At 56.4% G+C, this 14,399-nt stretch carries 11 protein-coding genes and 4 pseudogenes; 11 read left to right on the forward strand and 4 right to left on the reverse strand.

The genetic code is table 11. The annotated features are described in order from the left end of the window. Positions 1-525, forward strand: a pseudogene (locus EFR00_RS32120) (IS481-like element ISRel2 family transposase); the annotation flags it as partial. Here the strand turns inward: EFR00_RS32120 and EFR00_RS32125 are convergent. The 3 genes and pseudogenes from EFR00_RS32125 to gmd form a co-directional block, all read right to left on the reverse strand. Then, a pseudogene (locus EFR00_RS32125) lies at positions 463-1,684 on the reverse strand (IS3 family transposase). The pseudogenes EFR00_RS32120 and EFR00_RS32125 overlap by 63 nt on opposite strands. Positions 1,685-2,690: 1,006 nt before the next feature. After that, a complete protein-coding gene (fcl, locus tag EFR00_RS32135) occupies positions 2,691-3,644 on the reverse strand; it encodes a GDP-L-fucose synthase (RefSeq protein ID WP_077991107.1) in 954 nt (317 codons plus the stop codon). Next, a complete protein-coding gene (gmd, locus tag EFR00_RS32140) occupies positions 3,645-4,706 on the reverse strand; it encodes a GDP-mannose 4,6-dehydratase (protein WP_077991108.1) in 1,062 nt (353 codons plus the stop codon). It abuts the gene before it with no gap. A 210-nt stretch (positions 4,707-4,916) separates the two neighbouring features. Here gmd and EFR00_RS33240 point away from each other — a divergent pair, with 210 nt between their 5' ends. Continuing rightward, complete coding sequence (locus EFR00_RS33240) at positions 4,917-5,054, forward strand: hypothetical protein (protein ID WP_167482293.1); 138 nt, start codon at positions 4,917-4,919, stop codon at positions 5,052-5,054. A gap of 232 nt (positions 5,055-5,286) precedes the next feature. Here the strand turns inward: EFR00_RS33240 and EFR00_RS32145 are convergent, their stop codons facing one another. Beyond that, positions 5,287-6,195 (reverse strand): glycosyltransferase family 2 protein, encoded by a 909-nt coding sequence (locus EFR00_RS32145; protein ID WP_167482292.1) that lies wholly within the window; start codon positions 6,193-6,195, stop codon positions 5,287-5,289. Between the two features lie 127 nt (positions 6,196-6,322). Here EFR00_RS32145 and EFR00_RS32150 point away from each other — a divergent pair, with 127 nt between their 5' ends. From EFR00_RS32150 to tnpC, 9 genes and pseudogenes are all read left to right on the forward strand, one after another. Continuing rightward, positions 6,323-6,754, forward strand: coding sequence for a GtrA family protein (locus EFR00_RS32150; RefSeq protein WP_167482291.1), 432 nt, complete (start codon positions 6,323-6,325; stop codon positions 6,752-6,754). A 72-nt stretch (positions 6,755-6,826) separates the two neighbouring features. Continuing rightward, positions 6,827-7,486, forward strand: coding sequence for a class I SAM-dependent methyltransferase (locus EFR00_RS32155; protein WP_077991111.1), 660 nt, complete (start codon positions 6,827-6,829; stop codon positions 7,484-7,486). Between the two features lie 198 nt (positions 7,487-7,684). Beyond that, complete coding sequence (locus tag EFR00_RS32160) at positions 7,685-8,041, forward strand: hypothetical protein (RefSeq protein ID WP_125864850.1); 357 nt, start codon at positions 7,685-7,687, stop codon at positions 8,039-8,041. Between the two features lie 60 nt (positions 8,042-8,101). Beyond that, the gene (locus EFR00_RS32165) at positions 8,102-8,452 is read left to right on the forward strand and encodes a hypothetical protein (RefSeq protein ID WP_077991113.1); all 351 of its coding nucleotides are present in this window, start codon (positions 8,102-8,104) and stop codon (positions 8,450-8,452) included. A 650-nt stretch (positions 8,453-9,102) separates the two neighbouring features. Continuing rightward, a pseudogene (locus EFR00_RS34360) lies at positions 9,103-9,269 on the forward strand (IS3 family transposase); the annotation flags it as partial. 911 nt (positions 9,270-10,180) lie between these two features. Further along, complete coding sequence (locus EFR00_RS32175; RefSeq protein ID WP_077991114.1) at positions 10,181-12,190, forward strand: acyltransferase family protein; 2,010 nt, start codon at positions 10,181-10,183, stop codon at positions 12,188-12,190. Positions 12,191-12,365: 175 nt separating this feature from the next. Next, positions 12,366-12,707, forward strand: coding sequence for a transposase (locus EFR00_RS32180; protein ID WP_125864849.1), 342 nt, complete (start codon positions 12,366-12,368; stop codon positions 12,705-12,707). 91 nt (positions 12,708-12,798) lie between these two features. Continuing rightward, on the forward strand, positions 12,799-12,978 hold the full coding sequence (gene tnpB / locus EFR00_RS32185) for an IS66 family insertion sequence element accessory protein TnpB (RefSeq protein ID WP_245435262.1): 180 nt from the start codon (positions 12,799-12,801) through the stop codon (positions 12,976-12,978). A gap of 68 nt (positions 12,979-13,046) precedes the next feature. After that, a pseudogene (gene tnpC, locus EFR00_RS32190) lies at positions 13,047-14,311 on the forward strand (IS66 family transposase). Positions 14,312-14,399 lie beyond the last annotated feature (88 nt).

The raw sequence follows: 14,399 nt of genomic DNA on the forward strand, positions 1-14,399 counted from the left end.
GTCGGCCACCGCATCACCGGCGATCGCACTCGCCAGAGTTCGCGCAGAGGCAAGAGTTGGGGCGCCGGTTGGGAATGCGTTCATGTGGCCATCGACGATGCCTCTCGCATCGCTTTCTCACAGATATTGCCGGACGAGACGAAAGAAAGCGCCGTGGCCCTCTTGAAGGCGGCATTGGCCTATTATGCCAGCCTCGGGATCGCGGTCGAGCGCGTTATGACCGACAATGGTCCCTGCTACACATCAAAGCCATTCGGCCAAGCTTGTCGCGACAACGGCCTCAAGCACGTCCGCACCAGACCATATACGCCTAAAACCAACGGAAAGGCCGAACGCTTCATCCAGACCGCCCTCAGAGAGTGGGCCTACGCCGTCGCCTATCCCAACTCGGACATGCGCGCCGCCGAACTGCCACGATGGCTTCATCGCTACAATTGGCACAGGCCTCACGGAAGTCTAAACTCAAAACCACCAATCACTAGGCTCGCTCTTACCCAGGACAACCTGTTGAGGCTCCACAATTAGAGCCTCGGCGGTTTTCGATACGCCAATTGACGTGGCGGGAGCAACCGGCGGAAAAGCGTAGCCTTCACCTTGCGCAGCGTTGGAGCCGGTTGCGGCGATGGTCCCGGCATAGGCTCCGGGTACGGTATCCGATCGAAGAGTGCGGCCGGAACGTATTGTAGGAGTCTATCCATTCGGAAATGGCACTGCGGGCGTGGCCGAGCCCGAAGAAGAGGCTCACGTTCAGCAGCTCGTCGCGCATGCGGCCGTTGAAGGATTCGACATAGCCGTTCTGCATCGGCTTTCCCGGCGCGATGTAGTGCCACCCGACCTTGTGTTCCTTCGACCAGGCGAGGACCGCGTTCGAGGTGAACGCCGTGCCATGGTCAGAGACGATCATGCCAGGCTTGCCGCGCCGCTCGAGGAGGGTTGTCAATTCCCGTGCGACGCGACGGCCGGAGATCGAGGTGTCGGGGATCATTCGCGCGTGAAGTCATCGACGACGTTGAGCACGCGGAAGCGTCTGCCGCAGGCGAACTGGTCGTGGACGAAATCCAGCGACCAGCGAGCATTGGCTTCGCTTCGACGAGGATCGGCGCACGCGTGCCGACGGCACGCCGTCTGGCTTTTCGCTTGCGGACCGAAAGCCCTTCCTCGCGATACAGCCGGTTGATGCGGTTGACCCCGGACGGTTCTCCGTCCCGCTTGAGCAGCACGAACAGCCGCCGATAACCGAAGCACCGTCGCTCGGTTGCGAGTTCTCGCAGTCTTGCACGCAGCTCGATCTCCGGCGGTCGGCATGAGCGATAGCGCACCGTCTTTCGGTCAGCGGATATGATTTGGCAGGCCCGCCGCTCCGAGAGACCCAGGACGGCCTTCAGATGCGCGACGGCTTCACGCTTGGCGGCAGGTCCTACCATTTTTTTGCAAGAAGCTCGCGTAGTGCGGCGGCGTCCAGCATCTGCTCGGCCAGCAGCTTCTTCAGCTTGGCGTTCTCCTCTTCGAGCGCCTTCAGGCGCTTCGCCTCGGAAACCTCCATGCCGCCGTATTTGGCTTTCCAGTTGTAAAAAGTCGCTTCTGAAATCCCATGCTTGCGGCAGAGATCGGCCATCTTCGCGCCAACCTCCTGCTCCTTCAGCACAGCAATGATCTGCTCTTCCGTAAATCTCTGCTTCTTCATGCGTCCGTCCTTCAATAGGCCGGACTCTAATCCAATTTGGAGGAAATTACCCGTGGCAGGTCAAATCCTCAAAGCCGCCACTGGCAGATACCGACCGTTGCTCATCACCATGATCTTAACGGGGTTTCGGTCAAGCGAAGAAGCGAAGCGCGGGGATTGAGATGGGAAGACGTCGACCTGAAGAAGGGACAGCTTCACGTGCGCCAGCGCGCCGATCAATACGGAAAGGTCAGGATGCCAAAGAGCGAGGCGGGACAGCGGACGGTGCCCCCGCCACCGATAGCGGTGAACACCCTTAAGAAATGGAAGCTGAAACGATCTAGGGCTAACGTTCGCTAATCAGGCAGGCAACATCGAGTTTCACAACAACATGCTTCATCGCGGACTTTGGGAAACCGAGATTGCAGCTGGCCTGTCTGTCGTCACCCACAAAAAGTGCAAGGACGGCAACGCGATCTTGGCGCCAAAGTATCCAGCGCCGCGTCACTGGTATGCGGCGTGGTGCATAAATCGGAAGGCGGACTGGAGGGCTGGAGCTTACGCCCAAGGCCGTTCAGGCGCGTATGGGTCACAGCTCAATTCACGTGACTTTCGATACCTACGGACACCTGTTCCCGGCGGCTGATGAGGCCTCCGAGATGGAAGCCGCCGAAAAGGCGCTGTTCGCGGTCAACGTGACATAGCCGCAACATGTAAGGAGATTTGCTAATAGAAACAACACGCGCGAAAACACTCTGACTTCGTTGATCTGGTTCGAATCCAGGTTCCCCAGCCAATTCTCCCAAATTGATGAAAAGACAGGCGTCGATGCGGATGTCTGACCTGCTGCTTGTCCAAGCAGCTGAATGGCTGGTGTAAGGCGGGGCGTAGTCGCGTGCTTCAATCAACAGAGCCGCTTGCGGCTAGCCGTCGCACCAGCGCCGCGCCATGCTGACGGCACGCCGATCTTGCTGCGCCGACGGTTCGCGACGTCCTTATTGTCGACACGATTCGGAACGGATCGACGCTACTGTCGCACCGCGCCGGCGTTACCCTCGAGCTGTAGAAACCAGTTATACACGGCGCGGATGCCGTCCTCCAACGAGATACGGGGCTTCCAGCCCATGCTCTTCAGCTTGTCTGTGCTCATGAGCTTGCGCGGCGTACCGTCTGGCTTGGAGAGGTCGTGGGCGATTGTTCCTTCATAACCGACTACGTCGCAAACCAAGCGCGCCAGTTCAACGATTTCGATATCCTCTCCCGAACCAACATTGACATGTTGCGCGTCGGAATAATTTCTCAGCAGGAAAACGAGCGCATCCGCACAATCGTCGACGTGAAGAAATTCCCGTCGCGGCGTTCCGGTTCCCCAGATGGTAATTTCGGGTGCCTCTGTCACCTTTGCGACGTGGGCTTTGCGAATTAGCGCGGGCAGGACGTGACTGGATTGCAGATCGAAATTATCGCCCGGACCATAAAGATTGGTGGGCATGGCAGAAATATAATCGCGCCCGTGCTGCTTACGGTAGGCTTCCGCCAGCTTGATGCCGGCAATCTTCGCGACGGCATACCATTCGTTGGTCGGCTCGAGCGGGCCGGTCAAAAGCGCATCTTCAGAAATCGGCTGCGGCGCAAATTTAGGATAAATGCAACTCGAGCCCAGAAACAGAAGCCTGTCGACGCCATTTCGATGCGCGGCTTCGAAGATATTGGCCTCGATGATCAGATTGTCGTAGAGAAAATCGGCCGCAAAGGTGTCGTTCGCCAGAATACCGCCAACCTTCGCAGCCGCGAGGATGATCGCATCCGGCTTGTTCGTCTGGACAAACCTTTCGACTTCGTCCTGCCGCTTGAGATCGAGCTCCTGCCGTGTTGCCGTAACGACAGTGCAATTTTCTGAGTGAAGCCTGCGCACAAGGGCGCTGCCCACCATGCCCCGATGACCGGCCACCCAGATTTTCTTGTTCGACAAGTCGGACACTCAGCTATCTTTCCTGCTGTTCAGGGCCTTCCAGTGTTTGATATCTTCACGCACCATTTCGGCGGCGAGTTCGCGAACCGGCGTCTTGTGGTGCCAGCCCAAATTCTGACGTGCTTTGGTCGGATCGCCAAGCAAAAGATCGACTTCGGTCGGGCGAAAATACCGGGGATCGATTTCGACAAGGCATCGGCCGGAGGCAGCGTCATAGCCCTTCTGATCAACGCCGGATCCCTTCCATTCCAGAGTAATGCCCACGTCGGCAAAGGCCCACTGGACGAACTGGCGCACACTGGTCGTCTCACCTGTCGCCAATACGTAGTCCTCCGGCTTGTCCTGCTGCAGCATCAGCCACATGCCCTCGACATATTCGCGCGCGTGGCCCCAGTCGCGCTTGGCGTCGAGATTGCCGAGGAAGAGCTTATCCTGGAGGCCGAGATGGATGGCAGCCACCGCCATCGTGATCTTGCGGGTGACGAAGGTTTCGCCGCGAAGCGGGCTTTCGTGGTTGAACAGAATGCCATTGGACGCATGCATGCCGTAGGCCTCGCGATAATTCACCACGATCCAATAGGCATAGAGCTTGGCGGCGGCATAGGGAGAGCGTGGATAAAATGGCGTCTTCTCGTTCTGCGGCACTTGCTGCACAAGACCGTAGAGCTCCGATGTCGATGCCTGGTAGAACCGGGTCCTTTTCTCAAGACCCAGGATACGGATCGCCTCAAGCAGCCTCAGCGTCCCAATGCCATCGGCATCCGCCGTATATTCAGGCGTTTCGAAACTGACGCCAACATGGCTTTGTGCGGCAAGGTTGTAAATTTCGTCAGGCTGCGTCTGCTGCACGATCCGCAGGAGGTTGGTCGAGTCGATCATATCGCCATAGTGGAGGATGAAGCGCGGATGGGCTTCATGCGGATCCTGATAGATGTGCTCGATACGGCCGGTGTTGAAAGACGAGGATCGCCGCTTGATGCCATGCACCGTGTAGCCTTTGCTCAAAAGCAATTCGGCCAGATAGGCACCATCCTGACCAGTCACCCCGGTGATAAGTGCAGTTTTTGTCATTTTTCACGTCGTCTTTCGGTACATCCTACGTCTACCACTACCTCATATTGAAAAACGTTCTAGCCGCATAGGTTCAAGCCGACACCAGTCCGAACCTCCACGTCGCTCACGATCCAATCACACAATCTGTCGATGTCAACAAAATCATCTCCGACCTGGACTCGACGCGCGCGGGCCTCATATGGTTATATCTGACTAAGAGGTGAATCGATGACGGAGACTCGCGACCTGCGCAAAGCGTCCAATCGGCCGACTACGCCGCTGCTTTCGAACGGACAGAAGTCTTTTGATCTTCGGGAAGAAGAGTTTCGCCGGTCGCAAAAGAACGATAAAGCCATTGATTTCTGACAGAGGACGGTGCCCCTCTTGAGGCAACACGGCAGGCGGCCGTTTATGGGCGCGTCTTCTGCCGCTCTCTACAGCCGGGAATCGCAATTGCCCGCCCCGCTCTCCGAAAGCCCCGACGTTCGCCATCGAGGACCGTTGTAGGCTGCAGCGAACGAGCGCCGATGCGATACAGTCAGGACACGGCAAGCGAGAGCCTCTTAGTTATTCACTTCTCACAAACGGCAAGCCTCCACTAGCCGTTTCTCTCATTTATAAGCGCCGCCAAGAGCCCAAAGAACAAAGACTGAAGACCAAAAAACAGCAACCCCAGAACCAGGTTTACATTTTCGATCGGCTTCGAAGCGGCGGAAAGAAAGTAATCAGTGACTTGCGAAACCGAAACGACGCCAGCAATGAACAGAAAGAATAAACCGATCGTGCCGAAGATTTTAAGCGGAGCAACCCCGATAAGGACCATGACCAACTGCGGCAAAACTTTGACAGGATACCTCAAAGACACGAATGACCTGCCTGTTTTCCTCACGTTGAATTGCACCGGGACTTGAGCGAACCGCATCCCCTTGTGATAGGCGTCAAGCAGGATCTGTTGGGTGTAGTTGTAGTCGCCTGGCAGACGGAAGACCCCGAGATATTCTCTGTTGACGGCGAATATCCCGGGTTGGCTGTCTGTAACATCCCAGCGGGTCAAAGTCCTCATAAGCCACGTGAACATTTTGTTGCCGATGCGCCTCACGATAGGCATGCGGTAAGAAATTTGTTCAAACCGGTCACCGTAAACGACGTCGACCTCATCACGCAATACCGGCTGTATCAATGAGACAATATCCAGCGGCTCGTGTTGTAGGTCGGCGTCGAACTTAACAGCGATATCGCTGTCGGCTGCCTTAGCGGCGCGCAGGCCGGTGCGGACTGCGGCGCCTAAACCTCGATTTTTTGCGTGGCGGATTACTCTGTCTGCCCCAGCAGCCGTCGCGATCGCTCCCGTCGAATCCCGTGAACCGTCATCGATGACGAATATGGCAAGCGCGATTCCAATATCTCGCAGTGCCGGGGCACATGTCTGAAGCCCTCGCACAGTAGCATCGATGGATGCCGCTTCATTATAAGCGGGGACTATGACGACGAGCTTCTTCTGTTCCAAAGTTTTCTCTCTCGCTGAATCTGTGGGCGCAATCCTATAGCGATTGATGATAATAGGCTCAACTGCTAACGGTGGCGTCGTCAACAGTTGGAGATACGAAGGCGTGAGCAGATCGAGCAGGCAAAAGATGGGCGCACAGCACCAGCGGCGCCGGCTCGAAGAATTAGTCCGCTATGGCCTCGCAACCATCGCCAGCGCCGCGGTATCCTTCGGCTTGCCGGTCGCCCTTCACGAGATAGTTGGGCTAGGGGATACCTTGGCCGTTGGGATCGGTCTCATCTGCGCCTTCGCACTCAACTTTGTGTCCATCCGCCTGTTCGTGTTCAGGAGCGACGGAGTTATCAAGCGACAGCTTATTGGGTTTCTGATATCGAGCGGCTTCTTTCGCCTCGCGGAATTGTGGGTGTTTTTGCTCCTGACGAAATTGGGCACCAATTACGCCGTTGCTTTGATTATCACACTGGTATGCTCCTTCGCTGCAAAATTCGCTGTGCAGAAGTATCTTATATTTACACGTCCGGATCGCGGCGATAATCATCCGCTTCTCGAGAGAAGGTAGACAGACGTGACGTCCCCAAACCAAACTGATTTCGCCACAAGTAATGCTTCATATGTTTCTGCGCAGAGCAAAATGGCCCTGCTGCCGAATTATTACAAATGGACCTACGCTGCGCTGAGACCATATTTGCGAGGCAAGGTCGTGGAGCTTGCCGCTGGGGCGGGGTTCGGGATTGGAACATATATCGATCGGGCCTCGAGAGTCATTGCAGTCGATCACGATCCCGATCTGCTGCGTGTATTGAAATCTCGATATGGCAATGTCGAAACTTTGAATGTTGATCTACTGGGCGACTGGGAGGAACTGGATGGCGGTGCAGACGCGATCGTAATGATGGACGTCGTAGAGCATTTTGAAGATGACTTGGCATTTCTCAGAAAGGTCCACTCGAAACTCAAGCCCGGCGGACATGCGCTTATAAAAGTTCCCGCGCAGGAAGCCCTCTACAGCCAAATCGACCTCGCCTCTGGCCATTACCGCAGATACGAAGAAGAGACGCTAAGAGCGCTTGCGGCTTCTTCAGGTTTGGAGGTGTGCCTCTTGCGCCACATCAACGTTATTGGCTCAATGGCATACAAGCGCAGGAAAAATCATAAAAGTAATTTCTCAAAGACGTTTAAAAGCAGCCAGCTCAAACTGATTAACATGCTCATACCGGTAATAGCCGCAGTCGATAAAATACTGCCGGGGCCAGGCCTCAGCCTCGTAGCCGTTTTGCAGCGGCCGGAATAGTCCGTTGCAGGGCGCGCAAAATCAAGTGGACCACCCCACCTACGCCGCCTGGCAAAATAAGTTCGCCCGAGTCGGATTGACGCTCGGCCTTTTAGCTTTTGTGTCGTATTTCGCGACACTCAATTTTCTGACAACCTTTCGGCTGGCGACGATAATTTATACTACGTGATCTCCGGTTTGACGGCAGCGACGCCTGATATGTTCAAATCCACATACCACACCCTCGTCTCCTGTGTTTCGATCAACGATGCCGGGGATACTGAAGCGAGCTTCGCTTCCCGGATGATCCTACTATATAACTACATCAGCATCTACACACTTATGTCTGCTATCTGGGGCGGGTTGTTCCGACTCAAGCTCCTGCCAGATTCTGAATTGGCTTTCGATGCCGACGCTTTCATTTCGGCTTTCCGGTGGTCGCAGGCATTCATCTTTACCCTGGCTATCCTTCTGGTCGCCACAGGTCGAGGCGGCGGCAGGAGAACTATTGCCGTTGCAGCGACTGAGGTGACATGTGCCGCCCTTGCTGCGTTCTTCGAAAAGCCGACCGGTTGACTCGGCGACCCTCTCCTCTCCCTGAAGTTTGTTCGTTCAACGCCGAGCTATTTTAGTACCGTGGGCGTCACCAATCTCGCGGCGCTTATCGTCATTTTTGTCGCCGTCGCCCTTCCCTCAAGCAGGATCCAATTATACGAACACGTTTCCGCCCGCGTACGTCGGGTAAGTGGCATCGCACTCACCACCGAAGTATTGAACATCTGCACCATCATTGCGGTGTGGCTGGGATCGATACCGTTTTTGCATGCGGCGGTCGCTCATGAGCTCATCGATCAGTTCTCTGGCAGATATGTTTTCTGGCAACTCCACACCCGCTACGGCTCACTATTCTTGGCTGTAATCTTTGGTGGTTTGGCCTATAAAGCTTGTGATCCTTTGCACAGCGACGGCAGACGGCATTTTTGCTAACACTCCTGATCGCCGTGGCAATCTTCGACATCTTTGTTCAGCCTCACGTCGTACGCGCGGCGAAGTATGAAATTCTTTCGGCGGCCATACAACAAAGGTTGCTGATGTCGATGCTGCTACGCGTGAGTATTGGACGCAGGTAAAGCCCGACCTCACCCGCGATCAAGAGCAAATATTCTACTACACCCAGATCCTCAGCCATTCTCAGCAAAGCCGGTCGGCGCCGCTCCAGTCATTTGCCTGCCGGTAATAAATCAAGGCCTGCGGGTGTTAAGGTGCGAGGCGCTTTTGCTGATAGAGCATTTTGGGCGGCGCAGGAGTCTTTCGCCTTTTGAAGACGGACTGTTGAGCAAAGAAGGAGCAGAGCATTTACGCTACCACTGGAATACTCTCATGCGCGGGGTCGGGTACTACATTTCCATATGTTGGTCCGAGGCCGCCCTGGCTAGAATCGGCACGGATCTTATCCGTCACATGGAAGTCGCGAGGCCTCTGCATCAGCCCCCTGCCTCACTCTGTGGCAAGGACCTATGGCATCGTCTCGTCACCCCGCATAATGCGGGAATCCAATGACGTGCCCCAGCACACTAGCCCAGTTGGAACTGGAATTTTCCACTTATGATCCCTGGCGGGAAGAAGAGGAGAGTTCGGTGAAAAACTCGAAGTTTTCGGAAGCGCAAATCGCGTTGGTACTAAAGCAGGCAGAGGACGCAACTCCGATCGGTGTGCTGCAAGTAAGAGAATTTCGGACGCGACGTTTTACGACTGCCGCAAAAAATACGCCGGCCTGATGCCGTCGGAGATGAAGCGGCCACGAGTTACGAAGGGCTGAACACAGGCCGTTCAGATTCCATTCAAGCACCTAAAGGCAAAATTGGAAAATGAGCAGACAAACTGGAGGCCACGAAGGGCCATGATCGCAAAGAAAGCACTTCTCACAATTGCCGTGTGCCTGACGGTTTTCGCAGCTCCCGCGCAGGCGCAAGATTTCGAGATCTATGTGGGACCGCGTGGACATCGAGAATACGACGGAGATCGGTATCGCGACCGTGATTGGGATGGCGGCCGTCATTGGGACCGGGGCGGGGAGCGGGGCCGGGGCCGGCAGCGCGTTGATCGCCGCAACCCTCGATTAGGTCCGTGTGACCCTGAAGTTGCATTGGATCATGCCCGAGAGTATGGAATGCGAAGAGTTAGAATCGCCTCCATCACTCGCGACCGTATCGTGGTCACCGGCATTGGGTTCGAGGGCGAGCGCACGCATATGGTGATCCTTAACGACGCTCGCTGTAATCGGATCAGATAGCCTAGTCTACACGGCTGGTGCATGGGTATAGAGCGGCAATTCCGGCAGTTACGGGCTGCTCGCCCGTGAATGACGGCGACGGCCCCTACCGCGAGGGCGCCGACGCCGTTGCCTCCACATTTTTCTGCGCCGCCTTCGTCCGCCCCCATCTCATAGAAAGCCGTGGTAAGCAGCCACCTAGGCAACACGGATCGATGGACGACTTATCTGCTTTGTCTCGTGGCTTTGATGCCTCCCACCTGAGACTGGGCAAGCGAGCCGGCGTACAACGACGAGCCGCGGCCGGCATAAAAATCCGCTCGCTTCATAGGTGGTCTACAGATTACATGCGGATTTGCGCTGAAGACGCCGTTTGCCGTCAAAAAAGAAGATTGATCTTCTGCGGGTTTTGTACGATCAGCTTCTAGCGGAAGGGACCGTGCATGGATGATCTTTCGACTGCTGATTATGGAAAGACAAAGACGTTCTCGGTGAACGAACCAAGTTACCGACCGGACATTGACGGCCTTAGAGCAATCGCGATCATTTCCGTGGTCGTTTTCCACGCCTTCCCCGATCTTGCCCCGGGAGGATTTGTCGGCGTCGACATCTTTTTCGTGATCTCCGGGTATCTGATCTCGAAAATCATAATGAACCAAACGGCCAATGGCTCTTTCAGCTTTCTCAATTTTTACGGAAGGCGGATCCGCCGCATTTTTCCGGCACTGATAATAGTTCTGCTTGTCACGCTGGCAGCTGGGAATACCGCCCTCCTGAAGCCGGAGTTCGATCAGCTGACGAAGCATATTGTCGCGTCGACTTTTTTCGCGCAGAACTTTTCACTACTTGCTGAGGCAGGATATTTCGATCGCGCATCAGACATGAAGCCGCTGCTTCATCTATGGTCTCTTTCCGTCGAGGAACAGTTTTACATTCTTTTCCCGATTCTGGTTGTGTCCCTCAGCGCGGCGCGGCTCCGGGTATGTATCCCTGTATTCATGTTGGCTTTCGCCATTGCATCATATATTTGGGGCCATCAGATTTTGAAGTCGAGCCCTGAAGAGGCGTTTTACCTGCCATATCTCCGCGCCTGGGAGTTGCTCGCCGGCGCCCTGTTAATGGCGACCGAAGCCAGGATAAAGCAAATCCTTTCTCTTCATTGTTGGCTGCCGCACATCCTCGCAATGATCGGGCTCGGGATGATTTTGCACGTAATCTACGCGCTGAACAGCACAAGTCCATTTCCCGGCCGGGCGGCACTCTGGCCTGTTCTAGGGGCCGTTTGTGTTATCGCGGCCGGAACAGGGAACGTCTTCAACAAACGGGTTCTGGCCAGCCGGCCGTTCGTATGGACCGGCTTGATCAGCTATCCGTTATATCTTTGGCACTGGCCGATCCTCACATATCTTAGGATAGTCGTCGGCAACACTCCGCCGTCGACCACTAGACTCATCGCAGTTGCAATCAGCATCGGCCTTGCTTACGCTACATATCAAGCCGTTGAGCGACCGCTGCGAAACGTCACTTTCAGGCACTATCCTTCGGCCAGCTCATGCACGCTAGCGATCAGCCTATGCTGCGTTGCCGCCGTAGCGGCTATTGGCAATGCTGGATTGCTAGATCGGTTTCGACCTCCAGCGCTCATCAACAATACCGAGAATTTCTCCTTCGATGGTCGATTTGAAAACGGCATCTGCCGGAAAACGTACCCCGACATCAAATCCCGTTTCTGCAACCTCGCCGAAGAGCGTCCCCCAACTGTGGCTTTGATCGGCGACTCCCATGCCATGTCGTTCTACGATGGGTTGGCACCTCTCGTGTCGGCCCGTGATGGCAACCTTCTGAACATCGGCGGCTTCTCCTGCATGCCTGTGTTCGATGCACCGATCCATAGCCATGGCTATCCATTCCGCACTACCGAATGCGTCGACGTAATCAACGCTGCTTTAGCCGAAGTAGTAGGGAACCCTCACATCTCCACGGTCGTGCTGGCAGGCAGGCGCTTCGTCAACCCCCTTTCAGATGAACAGAGCGCTGCCGTCGAGAAAGCCTTCCGTGCCACGTTCAACCGCCTGAGATTAGCCAACAAGAGAATCATTTACATTCTTGATTTTCCAGAGCTGCCACTTGATCCGCACGCTTGCGTAAGATCATTGCCTTGGGGCACACCGAACTGCCTCGTTGATGCCTCACAACCGCTTACTCTGCGCAACGCACAGGTGGATTTCATCACCAAGCTCGCCAGAAGCTACCCCGTGGTTAAAATAGTGGATCCTTTTGAGGTGCTCTGCCGCAATGGCAGTTGTCCCATCATAGTTGCCGACAAAAGCCTTTACATCGATGACAGTCATCTGTCGCGCGATGGCTCCGCCTTCGTGGCGCCCTTGCTGGCCGATGCCATTTTTCATTCTGACCGGAATGCTCAACCCTTACCGCCCAATGACTTCCGGTAGCTCCGCCAGGAACGATGCGATAGTAGGCACGCGTCCGCTCGCTTGCATCTTGCGAGTTCCAAGCAGCTGTACTGCCAGACAGTAAGCGTCCGGTGAAGCAGCCTTTGAGATTTCGCCCATTGCACTGAAGTTAGTCGCTAATTCCGTAGTTAGCGACGTAGCCAAGGGTGAACTTATGGGGCGGGTTGAGATTCTGACGGGCGTCGAGCGCCGCCGTGTCTGGACGGACGAGGACAAGCTTCGGATTCTGGAGGAGGTTCAGACGAGCGGTTCTGGCGTCGCCGAGATTGCCCGCCGGCACGATATTCTCCCGCAGCAGATTTACACCTGGCGCAAAAAGCTTGGCCGGGACATCAGGTCGTCGGGTGGATCAGGCGTGAGGCTGTTGCCGGTGGCTCTGATCGGGCCGGATGCGCAAAGCGAACAGATCGAGCCGCGGCAGCAGAGAAGGCCACAGCGAAACGGCCGGCAAAGCCGCCGCGCATTGAGATCGGCTGCAAAGGTGGCCGCGTCCTGAAAGTCGATGCCTCGATTGCGCCAGAAACGCTGAAGGCGCTGATCCGGTCGGTGGAAGAGGCATGATAGGACCGGGGTGACGCATCAAGCTTTTGTTCTGGGATGGCCAGGGCTTCTGCCTTTACTACAAGGTCCTGGAGAAGGGCCGCTTTCCGTGGCCCTCGGCTGCCGATGGCACAGCCCGGCTGACGGCGGCGCAACTGGCGATGCTGTGGGAAGGGATCGACTGGCGGCGGCCGTCATGGACCGCTGCGCCGACGCGCAGCGCATGAGGTAAAAATGCAATGTTTCCATTGCTATAGCTGGTGATCTGTGGCCAAATCAGCTATACGTTCCGGCCATGGAACAAGGCCTTTCCGAGCTGCCGGATGACGTCGAGAGCCTGCGCGCGATCATCGCCGCGCAGGCCGAAGAACTGGCGCGTCAAAGCCAGAGGCTGCGCTCGCGAGACACTTTGATCGAGAAGCTGAAGGCCCAGCTTGCCGTCCTGAAACGGGCCCGCTTCGGTACCTCGTCGGAGAAGATCGAACGCTCGATCGAGCAGCTTGAGCTGGCGTTGGAAGACATCGAGGCAGCGGAGGCGGAGATTGAGGTCTCTGCGCGTTCCGTCTCGGGCAGCCGAGAAAAGGCGAAGCCGAGCCGTCAGCCATTGCCGGATCATCTGCCGCGACAGGAGGTGGTTCACCAGGCGGCTTGCGCCTGCCCGGCCTGCGGAGGGGCCGACTTCATCCGCAACGGTGAGGCCGTCACCGAGGTGCTCGACTATGTTCCGGCGTCCTTCCGGGTCGTGCGTCATGTGCAGCCGGGCTTCACCTGCAAGGGCTGCGACACCGACATCAAAGCGCCGATGCCGTCGCTGCCGATCGAGCGCGGCAAGCCGGGAGCTGGTCTTGTCGCGCAGGTGCTCACCGCCAAATATTGCGATCATCTTCCTCTCTATCGGCAATCGGAGATTTATGCACGGGAAGGCGTCGATTTCTCCCGTTCGACCATGGCCGATTGGGTCGGCAAGGCGGGTGCGCTGCTCGAGCCGCTCGTCGCCAAACTGCGCGCGCACGTGTTCGCCGGCAGCCGTTTGCATGGCGACGACACACCGGTGCTGGAGCCTGGCAAGGGCAAGACGAAGACGGGGCGACTGTGGAGCTACGTTCGCGACGGTCGCCCTTGGGGAGACAAGACGCCACCCAGCGTCGCCTACTTCTACAGTCCGGATCGCAGGGTGAGCATCCGAAAGCCCACCTCGCAGACTTCTCGGGCATCTTGCATGCCGATGGCTATGCCGGGTTCCGCAACCTCTATGAAGCAACCCAACCCGACAAACCCGCCGCCATCCAGGAGGCGGCGTGCTGGGCGCATGTCCGCCGCAAGTTCTTCGATCTGACCACCAGCCCCGGAACGCATTCGATCGCCCAGGAAACGCTTGTCCGGATCGGCGAGCTCTACGACATCGAGAATGCCATCCGCGGAGCGCCGCCGGACAGGCGCAAGACTATCCGCCACCAAGGGGGTCAAAATTGGATGCCGATAAGGGGTGAATATTGGACGCCGATTGACAGCCGCAAGAACGTAAGCGACAAGCAGACCCCATCTGGCGAAGCAGCTTAGCGGTCGGCTATCGGTAGCGGACACGATGAACTGCTGTGAGCTTCTATGTCTGCGCCTAGCTCTGGAACTAGAACTTTTCATATGATCG

The sequence above is a fragment of the Rhizobium sophoriradicis genome (assembly GCF_003939025.1).
Classification (GTDB): Bacteria; Pseudomonadota; Alphaproteobacteria; order Rhizobiales; family Rhizobiaceae; genus Rhizobium; species Rhizobium sophoriradicis.

Coding starts and splice junctions, on each gene's coding strand:
- gmd (WP_077991108.1), bottom strand. CDS start 4,706: ATGACAAAAACTGCACTTATCACCGGGGTGACTGGTCAGGATGGTGCC.
- EFR00_RS33240 (WP_167482293.1), top strand. CDS start 4,917: ATGACGGAGACTCGCGACCTGCGCAAAGCGTCCAATCGGCCGACTACG.
- EFR00_RS32150 (WP_167482291.1), top strand. CDS start 6,323: ATGGGCGCACAGCACCAGCGGCGCCGGCTCGAAGAATTAGTCCGCTAT.
- EFR00_RS32155 (WP_077991111.1), top strand. CDS start 6,827: ATGGCCCTGCTGCCGAATTATTACAAATGGACCTACGCTGCGCTGAGA.
- EFR00_RS32160 (WP_125864850.1), top strand. CDS start 7,685: ATGTTCAAATCCACATACCACACCCTCGTCTCCTGTGTTTCGATCAAC.
- EFR00_RS32175 (WP_077991114.1), top strand. CDS start 10,181: ATGGATGATCTTTCGACTGCTGATTATGGAAAGACAAAGACGTTCTCG.
- EFR00_RS32180 (WP_125864849.1), top strand. CDS start 12,366: ATGGGGCGGGTTGAGATTCTGACGGGCGTCGAGCGCCGCCGTGTCTGG.